Source organism: Micromonospora sp. CCTCC AA 2012012, from assembly GCF_040499845.1.
Classification (GTDB): domain Bacteria; phylum Actinomycetota; class Actinomycetes; order Mycobacteriales; family Micromonosporaceae; genus Micromonospora; species Micromonospora mangrovi.
Genome location: NZ_CP159342.1, coordinates 1,084,497 through 1,104,543 on the forward strand (window position 1 = coordinate 1,084,497; position 20,047 = coordinate 1,104,543).

The 20,047-nt window shown below is 67.9% G+C and carries 19 protein-coding genes and 2 pseudogenes; 16 read left to right on the forward strand and 5 right to left on the reverse strand.

Going from position 1 to position 20,047, the window contains the following annotated elements:
• The first annotated feature begins 210 nt into the window (after positions 1-210).
• The 7 genes from ABUL08_RS05060 (at position 211) to ABUL08_RS05090 (ending at position 6,287) form a co-directional block, all read left to right on the forward strand.
• Entirely contained in the window at positions 211-1,104 is an 894-nt protein-coding gene (locus tag ABUL08_RS05060) for a hypothetical protein (RefSeq protein WP_350934973.1), read from the forward strand.
• Between the two features lie 34 nt (positions 1,105-1,138).
• Positions 1,139-2,056, forward strand: coding sequence for a TRM11 family SAM-dependent methyltransferase (locus ABUL08_RS05065; protein ID WP_350938505.1), 918 nt, complete (start codon positions 1,139-1,141; stop codon positions 2,054-2,056).
• A gap of 48 nt (positions 2,057-2,104) precedes the next feature.
• Positions 2,105-2,644 (forward strand): DNA cytosine methyltransferase, encoded by a 540-nt coding sequence (locus ABUL08_RS05070; protein ID WP_350934975.1) that lies wholly within the window; start codon positions 2,105-2,107, stop codon positions 2,642-2,644.
• A gap of 241 nt (positions 2,645-2,885) precedes the next feature.
• Positions 2,886-3,266 carry a hypothetical protein gene (locus tag ABUL08_RS05075; protein ID WP_350934976.1) on the forward strand — a complete coding sequence of 127 codons (381 nt, stop codon included), beginning with the start codon at positions 2,886-2,888 and terminating at the stop codon, positions 3,264-3,266.
• A gap of 458 nt (positions 3,267-3,724) precedes the next feature.
• A complete protein-coding gene (locus tag ABUL08_RS05080; protein ID WP_350934978.1) occupies positions 3,725-4,486 on the forward strand; it encodes a helix-turn-helix domain-containing protein in 762 nt (253 codons plus the stop codon).
• 376 nt (positions 4,487-4,862) lie between these two features.
• Positions 4,863-5,333 carry a hypothetical protein gene (locus ABUL08_RS05085; protein WP_350938507.1) on the forward strand — a complete coding sequence of 157 codons (471 nt, stop codon included), beginning with the start codon at positions 4,863-4,865 and terminating at the stop codon, positions 5,331-5,333.
• Positions 5,334-5,735: 402 nt separating this feature from the next.
• Positions 5,736-6,287 (forward strand): YrhB domain-containing protein, encoded by a 552-nt coding sequence (locus ABUL08_RS05090; protein WP_350934979.1) that lies wholly within the window; start codon positions 5,736-5,738, stop codon positions 6,285-6,287.
• 213 nt (positions 6,288-6,500) lie between these two features.
• Here ABUL08_RS05090 and ABUL08_RS05095 read toward each other — a convergent pair whose 3' ends face one another.
• Together ABUL08_RS05095 and ABUL08_RS05100 are read right to left on the reverse strand one after the other, a co-directional pair.
• Positions 6,501-7,355 (reverse strand): helix-turn-helix transcriptional regulator, encoded by an 855-nt coding sequence (locus ABUL08_RS05095; protein WP_350934980.1) that lies wholly within the window; start codon positions 7,353-7,355, stop codon positions 6,501-6,503.
• A 255-nt stretch (positions 7,356-7,610) separates the two neighbouring features.
• Positions 7,611-8,132 carry a hypothetical protein gene (locus ABUL08_RS05100; RefSeq protein WP_350934982.1) on the reverse strand — a complete coding sequence of 174 codons (522 nt, stop codon included), beginning with the start codon at positions 8,130-8,132 and terminating at the stop codon, positions 7,611-7,613.
• A 115-nt stretch (positions 8,133-8,247) separates the two neighbouring features.
• On the opposite strand from ABUL08_RS05100, the gene ABUL08_RS05105 reads away from it, so the two are divergent.
• Together ABUL08_RS05105 and ABUL08_RS05110 are read left to right on the forward strand one after the other, a co-directional pair.
• The gene (locus ABUL08_RS05105) at positions 8,248-8,763 is read left to right on the forward strand and encodes a GNAT family N-acetyltransferase (protein ID WP_350934983.1); all 516 of its coding nucleotides are present in this window, start codon (positions 8,248-8,250) and stop codon (positions 8,761-8,763) included.
• Complete coding sequence (locus ABUL08_RS05110) at positions 8,760-9,299, forward strand: DUF4265 domain-containing protein (protein ID WP_350934985.1); 540 nt, start codon at positions 8,760-8,762, stop codon at positions 9,297-9,299. The genes ABUL08_RS05105 and ABUL08_RS05110 overlap by 4 nt, the downstream gene beginning before the upstream one ends.
• Positions 9,300-9,470: 171 nt before the next feature.
• Here the strand turns inward: ABUL08_RS05110 and ABUL08_RS05115 are convergent, their stop codons facing one another.
• Positions 9,471-9,989, reverse strand: coding sequence for a hypothetical protein (locus ABUL08_RS05115; protein ID WP_350934986.1), 519 nt, complete (start codon positions 9,987-9,989; stop codon positions 9,471-9,473).
• A gap of 224 nt (positions 9,990-10,213) precedes the next feature.
• On the opposite strand from ABUL08_RS05115, the gene ABUL08_RS05120 reads away from it, so the two are divergent.
• The 3 genes from ABUL08_RS05120 to ABUL08_RS05130 all read left to right on the forward strand — a co-directional run bounded on the left by ABUL08_RS05120 (position 10,214) and on the right by ABUL08_RS05130 (position 12,820).
• Positions 10,214-10,780: an RNA polymerase sigma factor gene (locus ABUL08_RS05120; RefSeq protein WP_350934989.1), complete on the forward strand. Its 567-nt coding sequence runs from the start codon at positions 10,214-10,216 to the stop codon at positions 10,778-10,780.
• The gene (locus ABUL08_RS05125) at positions 10,764-11,801 is read left to right on the forward strand and encodes a CU044_5270 family protein (RefSeq protein WP_350934990.1); all 1,038 of its coding nucleotides are present in this window, start codon (positions 10,764-10,766) and stop codon (positions 11,799-11,801) included. The genes ABUL08_RS05120 and ABUL08_RS05125 overlap by 17 nt, the downstream gene beginning before the upstream one ends.
• A 284-nt stretch (positions 11,802-12,085) precedes the next feature.
• Entirely contained in the window at positions 12,086-12,820 is a 735-nt protein-coding gene (locus ABUL08_RS05130; protein ID WP_350934992.1) for a hypothetical protein, read from the forward strand.
• A gap of 228 nt (positions 12,821-13,048) precedes the next feature.
• On the opposite strand, the pseudogene ABUL08_RS05135 reads toward ABUL08_RS05130, so the two are convergent.
• Positions 13,049-13,304 (reverse strand): annotated as a pseudogene (locus ABUL08_RS05135) (ISL3 family transposase); the annotation flags it as partial.
• Positions 13,305-13,397: 93 nt separating this feature from the next.
• On the opposite strand from ABUL08_RS05135, the gene ABUL08_RS05140 reads away from it, so the two are divergent.
• From ABUL08_RS05140 to fxsT, 3 genes are all read left to right on the forward strand, one after another.
• Positions 13,398-14,711, forward strand: a complete 1,314-nt coding sequence (locus ABUL08_RS05140) for a M48 family metallopeptidase (protein ID WP_350934995.1) — start codon at positions 13,398-13,400, stop codon at positions 14,709-14,711.
• A gap of 279 nt (positions 14,712-14,990) precedes the next feature.
• Entirely contained in the window at positions 14,991-15,917 is a 927-nt protein-coding gene (locus tag ABUL08_RS05145; RefSeq protein ID WP_350934997.1) for a hypothetical protein, read from the forward strand.
• 342 nt (positions 15,918-16,259) lie between these two features.
• Entirely contained in the window at positions 16,260-18,587 is a 2,328-nt protein-coding gene (gene fxsT / locus ABUL08_RS05150; RefSeq protein WP_350934999.1) for an FxSxx-COOH system tetratricopeptide repeat protein, read from the forward strand.
• A gap of 13 nt (positions 18,588-18,600) precedes the next feature.
• On the opposite strand, the pseudogene ABUL08_RS05155 reads toward fxsT, so the two are convergent.
• A pseudogene (locus ABUL08_RS05155) lies at positions 18,601-18,788 on the reverse strand (IS110 family transposase); the annotation flags it as partial.
• 699 nt (positions 18,789-19,487) lie between these two features.
• Between ABUL08_RS05155 and ABUL08_RS05160 the strand changes: the two are divergent.
• A complete protein-coding gene (locus tag ABUL08_RS05160) occupies positions 19,488-19,985 on the forward strand; it encodes a hypothetical protein (RefSeq protein WP_350935001.1) in 498 nt (165 codons plus the stop codon).
• Positions 19,986-20,047: the final 62 nt, after the last annotated feature.

Sequence of the window (20,047 nt, forward strand, 5' to 3'; positions counted from 1 at the left end):
GTGTCCGGGGCGGGATTGTCGGTCATCTTCTGTCAGGGCCGTGTCGTCAACTGCCGCGCCGCCGGTCCGTGCTGCACCCGAACGGCCTGCCTACGGTCCCAGCGGTGGTGCTGTCAGACCTCTGTCAGATCGAGAGGTGTCCGCCAGAGCTGACAAACGCCGGTTTGAGGATGTCAGCGCACCACGGCGCGGCGCGGAGCCCACATCCAGATGAGCGAGCACACGCCGCAGCCCCACCCCGACCCTGCCCCACCCGTCGACCCCCACCAGGTCGACCCGACCCTGATCGACCTGGTCGCCGGCGACCCGCCGGTACCCATCACCGTGTGGCGCACCGCCCGCACCGACGCCGACACCGGCCACAGCATCGGCGCCCGCCTGGCCTACCGGCTCGTCGCCGCCTACAGCCGCCCCGGCGACGCCGTCATCGACCTCACCGGCGACCACGCCCTGACCGCCGTCTGCACCACCGGCGCCCGCCGGCACCACCCGGGCTGGTTCACCGACGCATCCAGCCTGACCATCGGACCGGCCACCCCGCCCACCCGCCCCGACCCGACCACCAGACCCGATGACAGCAGCGGCGACCTGCCGGACATGAGCACCTGGTTCGGCGACGACCTCACCGACCCCGACCTGCCCACCAGCCACCCCGGTGACACGGCACTTGCCGAGGCGACCAGCCTGGTCGTTGCCTGCTGGCCCCTCGACCCCACCGACACCACCAACCGGAACCGCCTGGCCTGGCTGCTGACCGCATGCGCGCGGCTACTGCGCCCCGGCGGCTGCCTCGTCCTCGTCGTCACCGCCCCCCACGGCGGCGTCGCACCAGAGGACTTCACCCCGGTGACCACCGCCGCCGCAGCCGTCGGCCTGGGCTACCTGCAACACCTCGTCGCCGTCGCCGCGGACACCGACGGCGACACCTTCGTCTACCACGTCACCGACGAGGAACTCCTCACCCTCGCCCAGCAGGCCAGCCACCCAAGGACGGTGGCGCACCTGCGCGTCCACGCCGACCTGCTCGTGTTCAGCCCGACCACACCACCATCCCCCGCCTCGCAGAGGCAGCGCCGCCGGAAGGGCGGTGACCACCGTGGCTGACACCCCTTCCCCCGCCGACCCCAGCCAGCCGGCGATCCCGGCGCAGGACACCCAGCACCACGACGACGCCCACCGCCACACGCCCGACGGGCCGGGGGACCTGTCGGTTTGGGCGACCGCGCAGCGCACCGGGCCGGTGCAGCGCCGCGGCCGGTACGTACCCGAATCGGTGAAGCATCCCGCGCGGATGCTGCCGGCGATCGCGGCGCACGCCGTGCACGCCTACACCCGGCCCGGGGACCTGGTTCTCGACCCGATGTGTGGGATCGGCACCACCCTCGTCGAGGCGGTCCATGCGGGCCGCGACGCGATCGGTGTGGAGTACGAGCCGCGCTGGTCGAACATCGCCGACGCCAACATCACCCACGCCCACCACCAGGGTGCCACCGGCCGCGCCTCCGTGGTCCGCGGGGACGCCACCCGGCTGCGGCACCTTCTGCCCGCGGCCCTCACCGGGCAGGTGGCCCTCGTGGTCACGTCACCGCCGTACGGGCCCACCGTCCACGGCCTCGTGCGGCCCGGCGTCGACGGGGTGACGAAGTTCGACAACGCCTACAACGACGGCACCGACAAAGGCAACCTCGCCTACCGGGACCTCACCGGCCTCACCGACGGCTTCGCGCACATCCTGTCCGGCTGCGCGACCCTGCTGCGTCCGGGCGGCACGGTCGTGGTCACCGCCCGGCCCTGGCGGAAGAACGGCCACCTGGTCGACCTGCCGTCGGCGGTCATCGCCGCCGGCGTTCGCGCCGGCCTGACACCGACCGAACGGTGCGTCGCGCTCCTGGCCGCCGTCCGCGACGGGCACCTCGTCGCCCGCCCGTCGTTCTTCCAACTCCAAGCCATCCGAAAGGCCCGCACCGCCGGCACCCCCCTGCACCTCATCACCCACGAAGACGTCCTGATCTTCACCAAAACCCAGCCCGACGCGCCCGGGGCCGCCGATGACTGACGACCAGCCCCGACGCACCGACACCCGCCAGACCGCGCGGGAGGTGGCGTGAGTGACCTCCAACCCGGGCCCCGAGTCGGATCGCTGTGCACCGGCTACGGCGGACTCGACCTGGCCGTCGAACTGGTGCTCGGCGGCCGGCTCACCTGGTACGCCGAAACCGACCGACACGCCCGCACCGTCTGCGCCCACCACTGGCCCGACGTGCCGAACCTCGGCGACATCCGCACCATCGACTGGACCCACGTCGCGCCCGTCGACGTCCTCACCGCCGGGTTCCCCTGCCAAGACATCTCCAACGCCGGGAAACGCGCCGGCATCACCGGCCCCCACTCCAGCCTCTGGTTCCACATCACCGCAGCCCTTCGCGTTCTTCGACCACCGGTCGTCTTCGTGGAGAACGTCGCCGCCCTGCGCCGACGCGGACTCGACACCGTCCACACCGACCTGGCCACGCTCGGGTACGACACGAGCTGGCTATGCCTACGCGCATCCGACATCGGCGCACCCCACCGACGCGACCGGCTGTTCCTCCTCGCCACCACCGGGGGAGAAGCCCCCCACACTGCCCACACCCTGCGCCCGTGACGGCAAAGGACCCGGCCACCACCACGGGCTACCCGACCTCATCGAACCCCACGGCACCCGTCACCACCTACTCCCGACACCCCGCGCCACCGACACCGGCACCCCCGGCCGCCGCGCCGGACCCGGCTTCCGACCACCCCTGTCCCAAGTCCTACTGCCCACACCCCGCGCCACCGACGGACACAAAGGCTGCCCCGGACAACGCGGCTCCCACGGAGACCTCACCCTGCCGTCGGCCGCCGTGCACCTGCCCACGCCCCGCGCTTCCGATGCGCACGGCGCCGGACACCACGGCGACGGCGGACCCGACCTACGCACCACCATCGCCCACCTCACCCTCGGTGTCGTCGACGACGCTACGTGGGGCGCCTACGCACCCGCCATCGCCCGCTGGGAACTCCTGACCGGCCGCCCCGCCCCCGCACCCACCCAACCCGGCCAGCACGGCAAATCGGTCCTCGCCCCACCGTTCGTGGAATGGCTCCTGGGCCTGCCCGCGTACTGGGTCACCGATCCCACGCTGGCTCTGCCACGAACCGGAGCGCTGCGCGTCCTCGGTAACGGCGTCGTGCCCGCCCAGGCGGCCGCCGCCCTGAATCTTCTCCTGAACCGCCACCGCTGATCTCCACCCGCCGCCCGAGGGCTCTCGTCAGGCACGTACGACGGCCCCACGCAGATCCCTCGGGCGCGCGGTGAACCCCGGACTTCTCGTCACCTCGCACTTCCGGCTCGGCGCGAAGCACCACCTGGAAAGGCGCCTCACCGACCGCCCGGAGAAGCCGGTACGGCAGACGCCACGCTACGACTTGACCTTGGCGGGGAAGGCAGACGTCAATCAATCACCTCCCAGTCAGGACGCCACAGACGGGCTCTGCCCACCGTCCCCACACCGAGAAGATAGAGACCATCCATGACTCAGCGCCCGCCCCTCACCGCGACCCCATCACGGGGTGAAGCACTCCGGAATACGCTCACCAACTGCGTCGACCGCCACCACCACGGGCGTGCCCCGCTACCGGCACCAACAAGCCGACACGGTGGAACCATCACGCGGAACACCCACACGACACAGGCGGCCTGATGAGCATCGAGGCCGTCACCTGGGCGCTCGCCCACGCACCCAACGTCCCCCCGTCCTGTCTCGCCGTGCTCATCGGCTTGGCTAACCACGCCGACGATGCCGGCCGGGGCGCCTTCCCCCGCCAGGAACGCCTCGCCTTCTACGCCCGCAAAACCACCCGCTCCGTGCAGAACGACTTGAAAACCCTCGAAAGTCTCGGCCTGATCCGCCGCGGCGACCAGACACGCACCGCGTTCCTCCCCCCGGACCGCAGACCCGTCGTCTGGGACCTGGCACTCGAACACCGCAGGCCGCTCCCCACCCCCCACGAACCTCTCGCGCATCCCCAACCAGGCGAGTGCCAGCAACCCTGCCGACTCGACGACACCCCTACACACGACCCGACCACGCCGATCCACCCGGGCACCGCTTCCCTGCCGACGACACGAAACGCAGCTCCAGACGGCCCGAAACGCACGTCCGCACGGGGCGAAGCCCACTACCCCACGGTACGAAGCCCACTACCAGACGGCACGAACCCCACGTCCGCACGGGACGAAGCCGGCTACCTGACGGCACGACGCACGCTACCGACCGGCACGCACCGTGCTTCAGACGAACCGTCATTAACCATCAAAGAAAAACCCGCGCGTCCGCGCACGCGACCGTCGACCAGCAATCGCGCCGACAGTCCTCGCACCGACCACTGCACTCGACATCGGGGCAGTCCCGCCCGCAACTGCGGCCCCTGCCGCGCTGAGGCGCTCGGCGGAATGAACTGATCCATCGACTGGCCGCGCTTGCTATGACCCTGACGGCGAGTTCGATCGCGGCGGTCGGCTCCCGTCCACCGTTGCCTGGGCAGCATCGACCACCGCGGTCGCCCCGACGGCCAGCTCCCTGGAGGCCACAGACGAAGCGTCCGCACTGCGGTTGCTACCGCAGCCGTCAGCAGGTGTTGGTAACCGGCGCGCGACGACCATATGCAGCAAAGGTGTATATATTAGATGATCGCTTCGCTAGTCGAAGCTTCCTTGTCGATAACAGTCCTTCTGCCTACAATCCGCCGCCGGATCGGAGCTAAGTGTGAGCCAACCGGATGACACTGTAGGTCGACTAGCCGATTTGGTGGGATGGGGAGGATTCGCTCGCAGCGAGGTGGATTGGTTGAATCTCACTGAAGCGTGCGGTCACAACTTCCCACCGGACTATCGCCGATATGTCGAGCGATTCCCGCCTGGCGCCATTGGTCCCCTCACGGTTCATCATCCTCTCCGATGGCCAAGCATTCAGGACTTCGTCGATTATGCGGCAAACCATCATGATGTAATGAATGACAGAGCCGAAATGGAGGGTGGTTATCCCTATCGCTTTGGCAACTCTGTCGGCGACCTATGTATGTGGGGCATCATCCAAGCCGACTACCTACTCTGCTGGCGCATAACAGCTGATTCTCCCGCTGGCTGGCAAACCGTAGTCTGCGACATCTCGATGGACGATTCGCCGGAGTCCTACTGCGGCACCCTGACGGAATTGCTGCTGGACCTTGGCGGGCGGCGAGAACCGGTGCCTGTGATCAGCTATGTCACGGAAACAAGTTTGCCATACAAATTCCATCCCTTCAGATAACTCTACTTGGACGTTCGGATTCGTTCTCGCTGAGGCCCATCTGCCGGCTCGGTGTGCACCGAAGTGAGAAGGCTGTCGAGCGGGCGCGGCGGTGACGCGGGCAGGTCGAACCTTCGTTCCATGCCGAACCGTGGCGCCCGGTTGTCGGTGACCATGCCGGAAGCCGCGGTCGGCACGCCAGCGAGAGTCGCTACGCGGGACGCGACGGCTAGCAAGTGCAGCTTCGTGACCTGCTCGGCGGATCCGAAGGCACCCACTGTGTTGGGCTGCCGCTTGTCAGGAGGGCGCTCTCCACAGACGCCGATGACAGGACGTCGACGGGAGCAGTGAGCCCTCGATGAGACACGGGCGCGGGTTCGAATGCGGTTGGTGTGGTGGTCGTCGTGATGGATGATGCCGGTTGTGATCACCAGGGAGCGCGCTGTCGCGCTTGTCGAGGCTTTGCTGGTCAAGCAGCGACGGGAGGGCTGGCTGGCCGATGTGCCCGAGGTCGCGGTCTCCAGTGTCGAGGAGCACACGCTCGGGTGGTTGATCTCCTGGCAGTCTGTTGAGTACCTGCGTTCCGGTGATTTCGGACGGATGCTGGTGGGGCAGGGCCCCTACCTCGTAGATGGGGAAGACGGCAGCATCCACCACATCCCGGTCGCGATATGCGGCTCGGACCGGTGGGCTGAGGTATATCTGCGGCAGTACAGGGGCGTCAGGCCTGTGGATCCGTTGCTCGCCGACGTCCGTGCCCTCGTGCAGGGTGGGGACAGGATGTCGGCGCTGCGGTATGTCCGCCGGCAAGCGCCGCGGATGGGCCTACGGGATGCCAAGGCGTACGTCGACGCGGTCAGCGAGGGAATTGAGCCGTCGGAGTGCTTGGTGAGCCTCGCGCGGGTGGAACCGGAGCCGCTGCCGTTAGCGATCGAGACGCTTGCGGGCCCGTGTCGCCAGGAGGCTGAAGCGTAGGCCAACGGCTGAGGAGCCGTCCGACCGGACACGTCTAGCACCTAGCCGCAGCGATCGCCGCCAGGGCAGAGAGCGTCCGGCCGCAGTACCGGCAGCTGTCGATGAGGCACCGGATGCGTTTGAGCCTCTTGAACGAGGTGCCGGCCGCTGAAGTGCGGGGGAGCCCTCAGCGGCCGACGTGGTAGTGGACCTCGCGGATCGGGCGCCCGCGCGTCATGTGGCCGTGGGTGTGACAAGACCCGACTCGTAGGCTGCGATGACAGCCTGCACCCGGTTGCGACAGCCGAGTTTGCGCAGCACTTCAGACATGTGAGTCTTGACTGTCTCCTCACTGATCACCAGATCAGCGGCGATCTCAGCGTTGGACAAGCCTCGTGCGGCGGCGAGCAGCACCTCTTGCTCGCGTCGGGTGAGGGTGGCAATCCGCTGGGCCCTCGGCCCGGACGGGGCCCGTTCGGCGGGGCGTGATGGCACGCCGTCGGCGGGCGCGGCCGCTTCGGCGGGTTCCGCCGCTGGCGGTACGGAGATCGACGCGGCATGAGTGGCCCGCAGCCGTCGCTTCACAGCTCTGGCGAGGACGGCCGTCAGCACGACGGCTGCTACCGCGCCCAGGTACGCCGCAAGGTAGAACAGTCTGGTGCCGTCGAACCACCGACCCGGGTCTCTGGCGTACAGGTGGATCGGTCCGACGAGCGGCACGCTCCAGTACACCCCGCTTGTGCAGTAGATCAGTGCCAGGGCGATCGCCAAGGCTGCGATCCACAGCGCGCGTCGGCGGACACCGTCAAAGACCGCTACCCCGAGTACGGCCAGGTTTGCCAGCCACCAGCCCCACATCATTGTTGTCGCCAACGGTGAGAGCACCCAGGGGATTGTGGTTAGCACGGTCGCTAAGCCGAGGCGATGGCGCGACACTACGACCGCGATGGTCGCGGCGAGGTTGGCGAGCCCGAGCGCGATGCGGCCCACACTCGGCACCACGTTGGGAAGGTCGCCGACTGCCTGTGCCGACGGCAGCCGGGCCGGCGTTGCCAGCAACACGAGCCCCACGATGATCGCGAGCGTCAAAGGTGTAGCCCACTCGGCCGCGACGGTCCGCAGGACGGTCCCAGCCATGCAGAATCCGACCGAGCGCCTTGTCTGGGTCGCACCTGAGGACACATGTGGAGGGTCAGGATTGGCCATGGCGGCGAGCATGCCAGCGATCTGGTACCTCACGCCTCCCGGACAACGAGGGTTTCTCCTCCCTCGTAGGGGGGAGATCGTGCCGCTGCCCCTACTCCGCCGACTCCAGTGCGGGCCTTCCGGGTGACCGTGCTTGCTTCAGGCGATTCCAGCTTTTGTGTCACCGACCAGGCGTCGCGCCTCGGCGACTACGTCCGTGTCGATCTTCGCAGCCGCCGCGGTCGGATATTCCTGCCCGTCGTAGATGACGGCCTCGACATACTCGTATGTGTTGTCGAGGTTGATGAGTTCGTCTGCCAGGGGAGTGCCCTCCCTGGTGATGCGGAGATAAGCCCAGGACGTGAGGTCGCGGGGCGTGATGGCCTGGGCGAGCAGCCGGCGGGCCATGATTCGGACGGCTTCGTCCTCGCCCGCTCGACTGCCCTCCCGGTAGTAGGTCAGCGAGAGCTCCGAGAGAGCGTCTCCAAGCCAACGGCGCAGTTCGTCACTGTCGCTGCCCGGCGCCGAGGAGATGCCGGCCAGGATCCGAAGAGACGGACCGTCCACGCCTGCTACAAGACAGTCACAGGCCGCCTTTACCACGTCCGCAGGGGTGGCCTCTCCGACGCTCCAGAGGACGGCGGCGTCCTGAAGGCGGCTGAGCGCATCCTTGTGTAGCACCGGTACATGGTCCGCCTTCGACCTGACGTTGTCTCTGGCTTATCCGGCCCTTGAGGATCGATGTAACCCGCGTCCGCACCGTCGAATGAGCGAGGGACCTGTGGAGGATGACACGATGAATACCGAGTCGGACGAGGCGTTGGCCAGTACGGAACGCCTCGTACTACGGGAGGTCCGGTCACACGACCTGGCGGTGCTTGAGCGGATGTGGCAGGACCCGGTGATGCGCCGCTACCTCGGCGGCCCGGTGCCTGACGAGGTGGTGGCCGAACGGCGGGTGGGTGACCACACGGGCAGCCTGATGGTGACGAAGAGGTCCGGGGAGATCGTCGGCTGGTGCCGCCTGGGCCGGTACCGGACGGGAGACCTGGAACTCTCGTACGCATTCCTGCCGGAGTGGTGGGGACGGGGCTACGCCCGAGAGGGGTGTGCGGCGGCCGTCGGTCTGGCCTTCGACCGGTTCCCGGACGCAACCCGGCTGGTCGCCGTCACGCAGGAGGCGAACCGTCGATCCGTCCATCTCCTGGAAGCCCTCGGCATGGTCCGGGTCGACACCTTCGACGAGTTCGGCGCGCGCCAGGTGATGTATGCGGTCGACCGTCCGCACAGCATCGACGGGGAGACGAGATGAGCCGGAAGTTTCAGGCACAGCAGGGGAAGATGGCGGCCATGCCTGCACCCGACCGGGACCTTCCTGCCGGAGACCAGCTGATCAAAGTCTGGTTCAGGCTCGTTCCGCGGGAGGGGTGGCTTCCCTACGACACTGAGGGCTTGTGGGGTCTCGCTGTCGGTCCCGACACGGCTCGCATCTGCAACGTTCCGTTCCTTCAGGACGGCGTGCCCGAGGGAGATGTCGTCCGCTTCGCCCTCGGCCCTGACGGACTTCCCTGGGCAACCGAACGGGTCCAGCCGTCGGGCAACTGCACGGTGAGACTTCTGCCGAATCCCCGTGGCCCGCTCGGACCGAGCGCCAAAGCCGTCTACGACCGCCTGGCACCCTTCGGTCTCGGCGGCGAGACGTTCAGCGCGGACCTGCCTCTCGTTGCCTTCACCGTCCCCGCGAGCGCGAATCTCCTCGAGGCCAAGGCGACTCTGCGACGAGGCGAGGCGGAGGGCTGGTGGAGCGTCGAGGTCGGGTGCGCAACCGATCATTGGTTGGCAGCGTGAACAGCGGGCGTCGTCCCAACGCCGGTGCCCGGGGGCGCGGGCACAAGTCGGCGGCTGAGCGGCCCTCATTGGTGAGATGGCTTTGGCGGTGATGCGGTCGGCGGACATGCGATCCACCGCTTGGTACCGGCGCATGACGAATCCTCTCCCGATCAGCGTTCGGGGAAGTGGTCATGAGGGCTCCCACTCGCTCGGACGGAGCCAGGTCTGCTCATCGCCAGGCCGGACCCGCACGGAGTCGCCTACCTCCAAGGCGGCGAGTACTCCGAAGATGGCGTCCAGGACGGCCCGCCTGTCCGCTGTCGCACGGACGTCGACGTCGAGAAGAGAGCCACTCTCGCTCGTTCCGGCGCCGGTGACCTCGCCACGTCCGAGGAGAGCACGGTTGAGCTCATCTTCGATGTCGTCGCGGTCGACGGCGAGTGGACCGTCGATCATGAACTCCACGAAATCCATCACGCCACCTCGGTCGCGTGGAAGCTGAGGCGAGTCAACATTCCACCGACGGTACGGGCCACGCCAGAGATGTGAGCACATCGACTTGAGGCGGACACCGACGGTCAGGAGATGGATGGCATCGGTGTCGGCCGAGAACGTCACCCTCACACCGGAGCGGACCAGGCCTAGCGAGAACTGCTTCACGGCGACCTGAAGGCGCCGCGACGGCGGCACCACCAAATCGAACTCCACAGCCCCAGGCGTAGCCGGCAGCGGCAGCGGAACGGGCGCGTGGACGAGGACCGCCTAGTCCTGCGCATGAGTGAGTCGCGCCGGCAACTTCACCACATACCTGCTCCGCGGCGAGGGCGAGTCGCCTCACGCCCAGGGGCGAGGCAGGGCCGGCGGGGGCGGTCCTTTCGTCCCGGGAGTGTGACGTTCGGTCCGGTGCCGGACATAAGCACGTTGGAGGTGCGATGGACTCTGCGAAGGAGCAATTCACCGGGCTGTACGAGCGTCATCACGGTGACGTGTGGCGGTACGTCGCTCGGCGGGTCATCGCGTCTGACGTTGGTGATGTTGTCGCCGAGGTTTTCCTTGTGGCGTGGCGACGCTTGGGTGATGTGCCGGACGGGTCGGCGTTGCCGTGGCTGTACGGCGTGGCGCGTTTGGTGCTTGCCAACGAGTCCCGGGGCCGTCGGCGGTGGCAGGAGTTGACGCTGCGGGTGGCGTCGGAGCCGGGTCAGGTGGTCGTGGTGGATCATGCGGACGGGGTGGCAAGCCAGCGTGACGTCGCGGTGGCGTTCCACCGGTTGCCTGTGGGTGATCGGGAGATCCTGCGGCTGGTGGCGTGGGAGCGGTTGACCCTTGTCGAGGCGGCGGCCGTGCTGGGCCAGTCGCGGACGACGTTCGCGATGAGGCTGATGCGAGCCCGCCGTCGGTTACGAGCGCAGCTCGGCGCGGCGAGCGACGAGGCGGGGCGGACGCCGAGTGTGGCGCCGTCGTTGTCGAGTGGGGGTGTGAGGCATGCGGGCCGTGGATGAGGTGCGCCAGTTGTTGGGTGGCTTGGACCCGGCCCAGAACGCTGGGCCAGCCGAGGACGGTCGTCGTGAACAGGATCTGGCTCGGATTCTCGCCAGCGATCGTGGGGGAGGCGCGGCGCGAGGGGCAGTTCCACGTCGTCGTTCCGTGTTGGCCGCGGCCGGCGTGTTGGTCGTGGCGGCGGTCAGCGGTGGGGTTGCGACCGAGATGTCCCGTCGGCCGCGGCCTGCGTACGCGGTCACCCCGGCGATCCTCAGCTTCGGTTCGCCGGCGAGCGCGGAACCAGCCGGCATCCGGCTTCGGAGCCTGGCTGCCGTGGCAGCGGCGCAGACCATGCCACCTCGGCCGGCGGGCACGGTGGAGCACTTAGAGTCGGTGAACTGGTTCCTGAACTTCTCGACCTCAGGCGGCCGGACGGTCTCTGCTGTGGTGCCTCAACAGTGGCAGTCCTGGCGGACCGATGACGACGCCGGCCGCATGATCAAGAGGGATTTGTCTCCGGTCTTCCGTTCGGACGCTGACCGCAGGCAGTGGCAGAAGTGGGGTGGCCGTGTCACATCGTCGGAGGAAGTGCACGACTATCCGGCTGGCGGATTCTTCAGCAGGTTTCGGGGTGCGGTTCCGGCGGATGCCGCCGTGTTGCGCGGCTGGCTGGAAGCGGGCACGTCCGCTAATCAGGCACCGGTGCAGTACCTGGAGGACATCGCCCAGCTCGCTGGCATGCGGTTGCTGAACCCCGCTCAGCGCGCTGCGACGCTGAGACTGCTCGCGGACCTTCCGGGCATGACGGTCACCGGAACCGTCACCGACCGTGCTGGACGCATCGGGGAAGCCTTCTCAATCACGACCGACGCTCACGGCCTGCCGGCCAAACATACTGTGATCGTTGACCCGCGCTCCGGTGCCCTGCTGGGATACGAGGAGATGCTGACCACCACGGCGGGGAGCCTGAATGTGACGACCCCTGCGGTGATCAGCTACCGCTCATACCTCACGGCTGAGTACGCCGCCGTGCCACGCTAACGAAGCTGGCAGGGCGAGGTCGGTAGCTTACTCGCACTTCTTCCCACCTAGGTCACGGTTCGTCAGGAGCGAACCCACGCTTCGCCGGACGGGCCGCGCGTGGCTAAGCGATGTCTCGTACCGCGTCACCGACGGCAACCAGCTCCTCACCTAGGCCCCACCACCACCGAGACCATCGCCCGGTGCAACGTTCGTAGACCGAAACCACCGCTGAAGACGACGGCCGGTAGGAGAGGCGGACATTGCCTTTCTACTGCCAGGGCGGCCGATGCCATACTCCTCGGATGCCAGACAGAGCCGCAACGACTCGGTTGGTCGCAGCGGCGGCACGGCATCATCTGCAGCCGCTCGGACTGCATCGGCGAGGCGCTTCACGCGTTTGGCTCGACGATCGGGGATGGTGGCTGGTCATCGTTGAGTTCCAGCCTTCCCGCTCGCACGGCACCTACCTCAACGTCGGCCCGATGTGGCTGTGGCACGAACGCGACCACTGGTCATTCGACGACGGTAGCCGCGTCTACTGGCGTCATGACGCCACCTTCGTGGCACAGCCGCCGATCGGCGAAGCCGGATGGACAAGCTTTCTTGACTTCGTCAACGCCGAGCAATTCACCCGCGACATGGACACGCTTGCCGGTGTTGCTGCCCAACGGGTCGAGCAACTGCGCAGCCAGTTTCGCGACCCCGCAGCCACCGCTCATGAACTGATCTCCTGTGCGACCGGGCGCAGCGAGTCGCCCTGGTGGCAGGCCTACCACGTGGGGAGCGCAGCAGCCCTGGCCGGCGACCCCGACGCCGCACGTCACGCATTCCGGCGCATCACCGTCGGCAATCTGGACCCGAACTGGGCCCATGACCTCGCCCAGCACGCAAGCCATCTAGCTGACCTTGCCGACGACCCACATGCTCTGCAGCAGCGCGTCATCGAAGCCATCCATGCAACCCGCCAGCTGCTCGAACTACCACCGCTCCCACCCAGCCCATGCCCATACCGTGTGCCTAGCGGCGGGGGCGAGTAGGCCATCCTCGCCGGCTTGACGTTGTAGCGGCGTGCCGTACACCTGGTCTGCGACAATGGACAACATGGTCGGGGCAGACGCCATGAGAGCGGCGGCCGGCTCGCCTGGCCGGGCCAGGCCGCGGTCGTTTTGGACTACCTGCGTATCTCAGCTCTGCCCATCGGTCACCAGTCGTCCTGCCACATATTCGGCAGAAGGGCGTGGCAGTGTGGGGAGTACCCGCCGGTCATGGACCTGGTGCCAGCGTTTCACGGTCGTCCGCGCGCGGAGCCCGTCATAGATGGGTGCGTCGAGTACGCCGGCCCAGCAGGTGCTGTGCGCCTTCACCCCCTCAGGGCGGCTTCGCGGAGGTTGTGCCATAGGCGCCATCTGTCGGTGACCTGCACGCATTGGGCAGAGCGCGGCGGATGGCCTCGGTGGAGCTCCTCGCAGTCATCCATTGCCCCTGCCGGTCCTGCCGTCGTAACCACCCGTCAGTTACATCGACAACGATGCTGATCCCCACGGCTGGCGCGCGCTCGGTGGTGCGCCAGCCGGGGGTACGCGCGCCTGTCACTGAGATCTACACTCCACCCTCGTGCCGATCAAGACGACGACGCCGAGTAGGTGTCCGGTCTGTGCCGACGACCTGGTCCTGCCGGAGGCGGGGGCTCTTCCCTGGTGTCCTGCGTGCCGGTGGAACCTGGATGTGTACGACCCAGCGTTGGGCCCGTGGCGCGGCACCCGGATGATCAGCCGGTGGGGGTTCCGGCGAGGACTGGAGGTCGACCGGGCGACGCATGAGCAGCTGCTGGCCGACCCGGAGGCGCCGCCGGCCGGGACGTCGTCGGGCGAGACCTGGCTGATCGTGGTCTCCGTGGTGCTGGCCATGCTGGGGGTGGCGGCGGTGGGCTACCTGGTCTGGCTCTTCGTGGCCAGCGACCTGCCGCCGGGGATCCGGCTGGCGCTGGCGATCCCCGCTGTGCTCGTCCTGCTGTTGGTCAAGCCGTCGTTCGGGCGGGTGCCGAAGTACGGTGTGCTCACCGACCGCGAGGCACCGCAGCTGCACCGTCTGGTGCGGGAGGTCGCCGAAGCCGCCGGCACACCGGTTCCGGACGTGATCTGTGCAGATCTGAGCCTGAACGCCGGTGTCGCCCAGCTGGGCTGGCGGCAGCGCTCGGTCCTCGTCATCGGAGTTCCCCTGTGGGTGATGCTGCCGCGGCCGGCCCGGGTCTCGCTCCTCGCCCACGAGCTGGGACATCTGGCCAACGGCGATCCGCTTCGGGTGCGGAGGACCGTGCTGGCGAGGACGTTCGGCAGCCGGGCGGTGGCGGCCACCGGCGGGCGGAACCCGTGGCGACGCGCCGTTCGCTCGGCCGACGCGTTAGCCGAGCAGACGACGGGGACGGTCGTTCTCCTCGGAGTGATCGTGCACGGAATCGTTGCTCTGGCCAATGTCGCCGCCGCGACCGGGCAGCTGCTCGTCGACAGCGCGGCGATGCCCGACATCCGCCGCGCCGAGTACCGGGCGGATCTCGTCGCCCGCCGGGTCGCCGGCAGCGCGGCCTTCCTTCAGTCCTCCGAGACGGTCCTGCTCGCCGGTCGGATCTGGCAGGACCTGTGGCATCTGGCGCCGCGTATCGACGGCGAGCAGTTGGAGGCGATGGCCGCTGAAGCCCGGGAACGGCTGGCTGCTCGTCTGCCACTGGCCCGTCAGATCAGCCGGCGCACCACCGACCTGTGGAGTACCCACCCGGGCGAAGACCAGCGTATGAGGCTGGTCGAGGCCCTGCCCGGCCTCGACGGAGCTCTCCGCGTCGACGACAACCGTTGGGACGGGATCGACACCGAGCTCGCGCCATGGCGCCGCGCCGCGCACAACGCCCTTCTGGGAACCCGGGACCGATTCTGAGGAGCTCGCGCAATCCGGGCGGCCCCGTAGTGCGCGGTCCTTGCCTCGTTCGGTCACGTAGCGGTCCGTAATGTCAGTCCGCAACTAGTTCACGTCTCGTGCCGTGACAGCCCTGTGGAGCTGGTGGCAACGGTCGAACGGTTGGCCCAGGGATCGACACGACCGCGGAGCAATCTCTCGCCGAATCATTCGGTTCCGCTGGCCGGCGCGTCCGTCCGGCAGCGATCGCATGGACGACACAACGTGAACCTCCCCGGCGAAGCTCGGTACCTTCGCAAGATGCCAGCTCCCAGGGCCCGGCGCAGGCGACGCCGGGCCGGATCCACGGCTCAGGCGGGCGGCGACGCGCCCAGGACGATGCACGTCCACGCCAGCGGCGACGTGTACGTCGACAACAGTCTCAGCAACAGGACCAGTGTCAGCAGCAGTACCGTCAGCTACGCCCCGGATCAGGCGACCGTGGCCGACGACCTGATGCCGGCCGTGCTGACGGCGCTTCCGCTGCTGCTGGTACTGCTCCTGCTGTCGTTGACCGGTCAGCACGTCCTCCTCCGTTCAATCGTGCAGGAGGGAAACCCGCTCGGCCTTACGGCGCTGCTGCTGCCGCTGTTCCTGCCGACCGGCGCGGCGTCGCTCGTCTACCTCGCCCGGCAACGCGGCTGGCTGGACTGGACCCTCCGTGCCACCAACTGGGCGGCGACCGGCCTCGCCGCTGGATTCGCGATCTTCGTTCCCTTGAACTACCTGCTGTTACAGCTCATCGCGTTCCTGGCGAGCCTCGGGTGGATCTGGGGCCGGCGCCGGCTGGTGCGGCATCGCCGAGGCATCGCCATTGTCGCGATTACCGTGCTCGCGGCTCTGGTCGTCGAGGAAGGGCTCGCCGAGTCCGGTTGGCCGCGCTACAGCCTGTCCCGGATCGCCGTCGGACGTGTGGCGGACGGCCTGACGCGGATGAACCTCGGAAGTACCGACGCGAAGCCGAAGCGTTCCGTGCTCGTGGTGAGCGTCAACGACGGCTACGCGATTGTCGCCTCGACCGGCTATCCACCCAGGATGGAGAGCGTTGCCCCGAGCGAGCTGGCAGGTGGCCGGATCTGCCAGCTCAGGCCCCGGGGGATGCAACTCAGTCTCTTCCAGTGGATCGGCAGAGTGATCCCCGCGAACCTGCGGACGCGCCCGGTCGCGGAGTACTGCCTCGGCCCGTAGCCCACCGGCATGCTGCAACCGGGGATGGTGCGCAGGGACACGTCGCGGACGGTGAGGGCTCCGGCGAAGGCGGCGTACCGGTCGCTGCGGAGCAGCCATCCGCGGTAGACCGCGACGCCGCCGGCGGGCACGGCTGCGACGGCGCGGTGCGGGTCGTCGCGGTCAACGCGTCGTGGTCGACCACCGCGAAGTTGATCCCGGCTTCACAAGCAGCGTGGGCCCCTGTGCTGTGGGAAACACTGCTCTGGAGTCCGCCCTGTTCACCGCCGTACGGGTAGCCCTGGTTCCGGGATGCCTGGATGAGTTGTACCGCAGAGTCGTGAACTGTGGTTGCGTGAGGCCATGGATGCGGAGGCGGCGGTCGGAGTGGTTGGCGCATGTCTGACCACGGTCGGTGTCGTGGTCGCATACCTGCAACTGCGGCGGACGCCGCGGGCGTCGGCCCTCACCCAGCAGCCAAGCCGGTCGGGCCCCGGCGCGCAACTCGTTATCGGTGACATCCCGCGTGAGCCGCTGGCGCACATTCGCCGCGAGGGGTTGTTGGCCAGCCTCGAACGGACCGCTGCGTCGGGCAAGCTGTGCTCGCTGGTGGGCGGACGTGGGGTCGGCAAGACGCACCTCGCGGCTACGTATGCGCGCGATCGGCTGGCGCAGAATTATGCCTGCCTGGTGTGGATCGTTGCCGATGATGCCGCTGCGGTAGTCACCGCGCTGGCGGAGGTGGCCAAGCAGGCCGGGGTGACTGACGATGTTGTGGACACGGAGCCGGCGGCGAAGGCCGCCCTGCGCTGGCTTGAGCAGTTGCGCGCGCCGGCGCTGATCGTGCTGGACAACGCCGTCGCCCCGGATGTCGTCACGCCGTGGCTGCCCCAGAGAGGCAACGTCGAGGTTGTCATCACGACGACGATGCACGAATTCGCCGTGCTCGGTGCTGAGCTTCGGGTTGACGTGTTCACGCCGGAGCAAGCAGCGGCCTTCCTCTGCGCCCGCGCAGGGCGCGACGATCTTACTGGCGCCGCGCTCGTCGCCAGTAAGTTGGGACAGCTGCCGCTCGCGCTCGCCCAAGCGGGCGCGGTGATCCGCGGGCGCCGGCTGTCATTCGCGGAGTACCTGGACGGCTTCCCCTTCATGCCGTTGGGGTCTTCGCTTCCACGGGTTCCAGGAGAGGGATATCCATTCAGTCTCGAGCAGACGACGCTGCGGTCGATCGCGGAAGCTGAGAACGGCGGCTCCGGGAGCCTGGTGGCCCAGATTATTGATCTTATGGCCGTGCTGTCAGAAGTTGGCGTGTCCCGCACCCTGCTGCACCAACTGCCGGCAGAGCGAGCGGATGTGGACGCCGCCCTAGGCGCGTTGGCTAACGCTTCCCTGGTGGGGTTTGACGTTAATGGTGCGGTGGTGGCAATGCACCGGCTCACCCGCCAGGTGGCCGTCCAGCGGTTACACCGCGAGGGCCGGCTCCAACCCGTGGCCTCGCAGGCCGTGGCGATTCTCAACGCTGTCACAAATTCTGAACCGGCACCTGGTATCGACGTCATCGACCACATCACTGAGCTGTGGGCCCAGGCTCGCGTGGTCGCCGGGTCAGTAGACGAGCTTCTGCGTGACCTGCTCAGCCTGCGGCGGTGGAGCGTGCAGCGGCTATCCGATATGGGTGAGTTCGCCAAGGCGGTCGCGACCGGCCTAGCTGTGCTCGCGGACCACCAGGCCGAGCTACCGGCTGACCATGCATCGACCGTCGAGGCGCGCAGTTGTCTCATCGGTGCGTATCTCGAAGCGGAGCGGGAAGCCGAGGCGGTCCCGTTCGCCGAGCGGGCTCTCGCTGATTGCGTCCGCCGGGTCGGTCCGGACCATCCCAGCACGGTCCGGGCCCGCAACCGCCTGGGCTACTGCTGTGAGTGCGCTGGACACCTTGACCGTGCCCTGGAGATCCACCAGTTCAACTTGGAGGAGAGCCTGCGAGTATGCGGTCCTGACGCGCCGGTCACGATGGGTGCGAGGATCAACCTTGCCAGCACGTACCGGTCGGTCGGCCGGCTGGCCACCGCGGTCCCTCTGTTCGAGGAGAATCTGCAGGAGAACACCCGGGCGTTCGGGCTCGATCATCCGTCAACGATCAACGCTCGCGGTGAGCTAGCCCGCATCTACGTTCGGACGGGGCGGGCTGAGGAAGCCATAGAGCTGCACGAGATGAATGCCACATTGCTACAGGACAAGCCCGAGGACACCGGGTTTGCCTGGTGGCCGCAGTACCGGGCAGTGGCCTACTCAGCTGCGGGCCGCCACAGGGAAGCAATAGTGATGCTTCGGTCTGTCCTTCGGCGGTCAAAGCGGGTGATGCCTCGCGACAACCCACGGACCATACGCCTCCGACTATTCCTCGCTCGAGCGCTGCTGGCAGCGGGGCATCGGAGGGAGGCCCTGAGGCTGTTCGAACAAGTCGTGGCAGACCGGGAACGGGTGTTGGGTACTGACCACCCGGCGTCGTTGAACGCGCGACGCAATCTTGCGCTGGCGCTCGCTGTCTGCGGGCGCCGACGCCGAGCGCGTAGGCTCATCATCGCCGTGTTGGCCGACTACCGCCGCGTGCTCGGCACCGAACATCCTTACACCCGCACCGCGCAAGCGAACCTCGTCGAGTTGTCTTCAGCGCGAGAGTTTCCGCTCTGACCAGCGGCGCAGGGGCGGCACCAGCTATGAAATAGGCGTCCCGAGCGTCGGTCCTCGCGGTGCCCGGATGCAGTTCGGCGATGCAGCCATCGCCAGGCCGGGCAGATAGGCCACTTGATGGCCAGCAGCATGGGCCACCGCGCGCGGCTGGGCGCCGATCGCGGCCGGGTGGGAGACCGCCACCAGCACGCGGCCGTGGCGGATGCGGCCGGCGACCCGGTGGCCAGGGGGCTGACGACGGCAGCCGACAGGAAATCGTCCCCCCGTTTACGCCCCCGAAAACCCCCGCCGACGGGTGACAATCAGTGACAAGGTGCGCCCAGTGGCTGGTTGTGTCTGTGCAGCTCAACGCCCACTTTTCTGGCAATGAACGACAAGTTGGACTCGGACACGAAGGGTAACAAGGGGTTTTGACAACCAATGACAAGTCCTGAAGAGGGCTCGACAAGAAGTTGTTGTGGGTTCAATTCCCCTCGTTCTCAAGGAAGGTCGCGCGGGCCAGTGCAGCGCTGCCACAGTAGTCGATACGCATAGGAGGAGTGAATTACAGGGAGCCTGGACCCCGAATACCTCGGCAGGCTTCCAGCGGGCCCCGTAAGGCCTCCTAGCTGCTGGGGGACCTCAGCTCGCACTTTGGGCGAGAAGACGGCTGATCTCCGCAGCCAGATGCTGGGGATTCGGCGGCCTGGAGGCGTAGCTGCGCGGTCGGTGCATGGTCGATGGCTAACAGCTGGGCGGTGATGTCTCCAACCCGTCAACGCTGCCGGCTTGCCCGCCGCCCGCCGGCCTGCCGTCACAGCGATGCCGAGACTTCCTCAACCGGCCGGCTGGCCGTCATGGCAGCGAGCGCCGTATCTTGCTCCCGCCGGGTGTCCGTCCCGGCGTGAAAGGGGTCTCGCGGTGGTCGTGGTGCGTAGGCGATGGCGGCTGTTCACGGCTTGCGCGGCGGGGCTGCTGGCGGCTGCGGTGCTGATCTGGCTGTCGTGGCCTGAGCCCGCCCCGCCGCGAGAGCGGCATTACCGGGCATTCACGGCTTGCCTCCTGACCGACCAGCGAGGGCTGTCGGGCCCTGACGCCGCAGCCAGTTGGGCGGGTATGCAACGCGCGTCGCTGGCTACATCGATCAAGGTGCAGTACCTGTCGGTGGTAGGGGAGCAGACGGCGGAGAACGCTCAAGGGTTCTTCAACACTCTCGGAGTGCAGCACTGCCGTCTGGTGGTGGCAGTAGGTGCCGCGCCGATCGCGGCCCTGGTCGCGGGCTACCGACGGTTCGCCGATTCCCGTTTCCTCGTCGTCGGTGTGTCGCCGGACCCGGCCGTGCCTGCCGTGCCGGCTGGCACGGCCGCCGTCGTGACGTCCGGGGTGGAGCGGCAAGTGACTGCGGCTGCCGCCGAGTGATCTCATAAATTTAAATATTGCTTTTTCAGCGAACGTCCAGGAAGCTTCTCGCGGGTTTGATC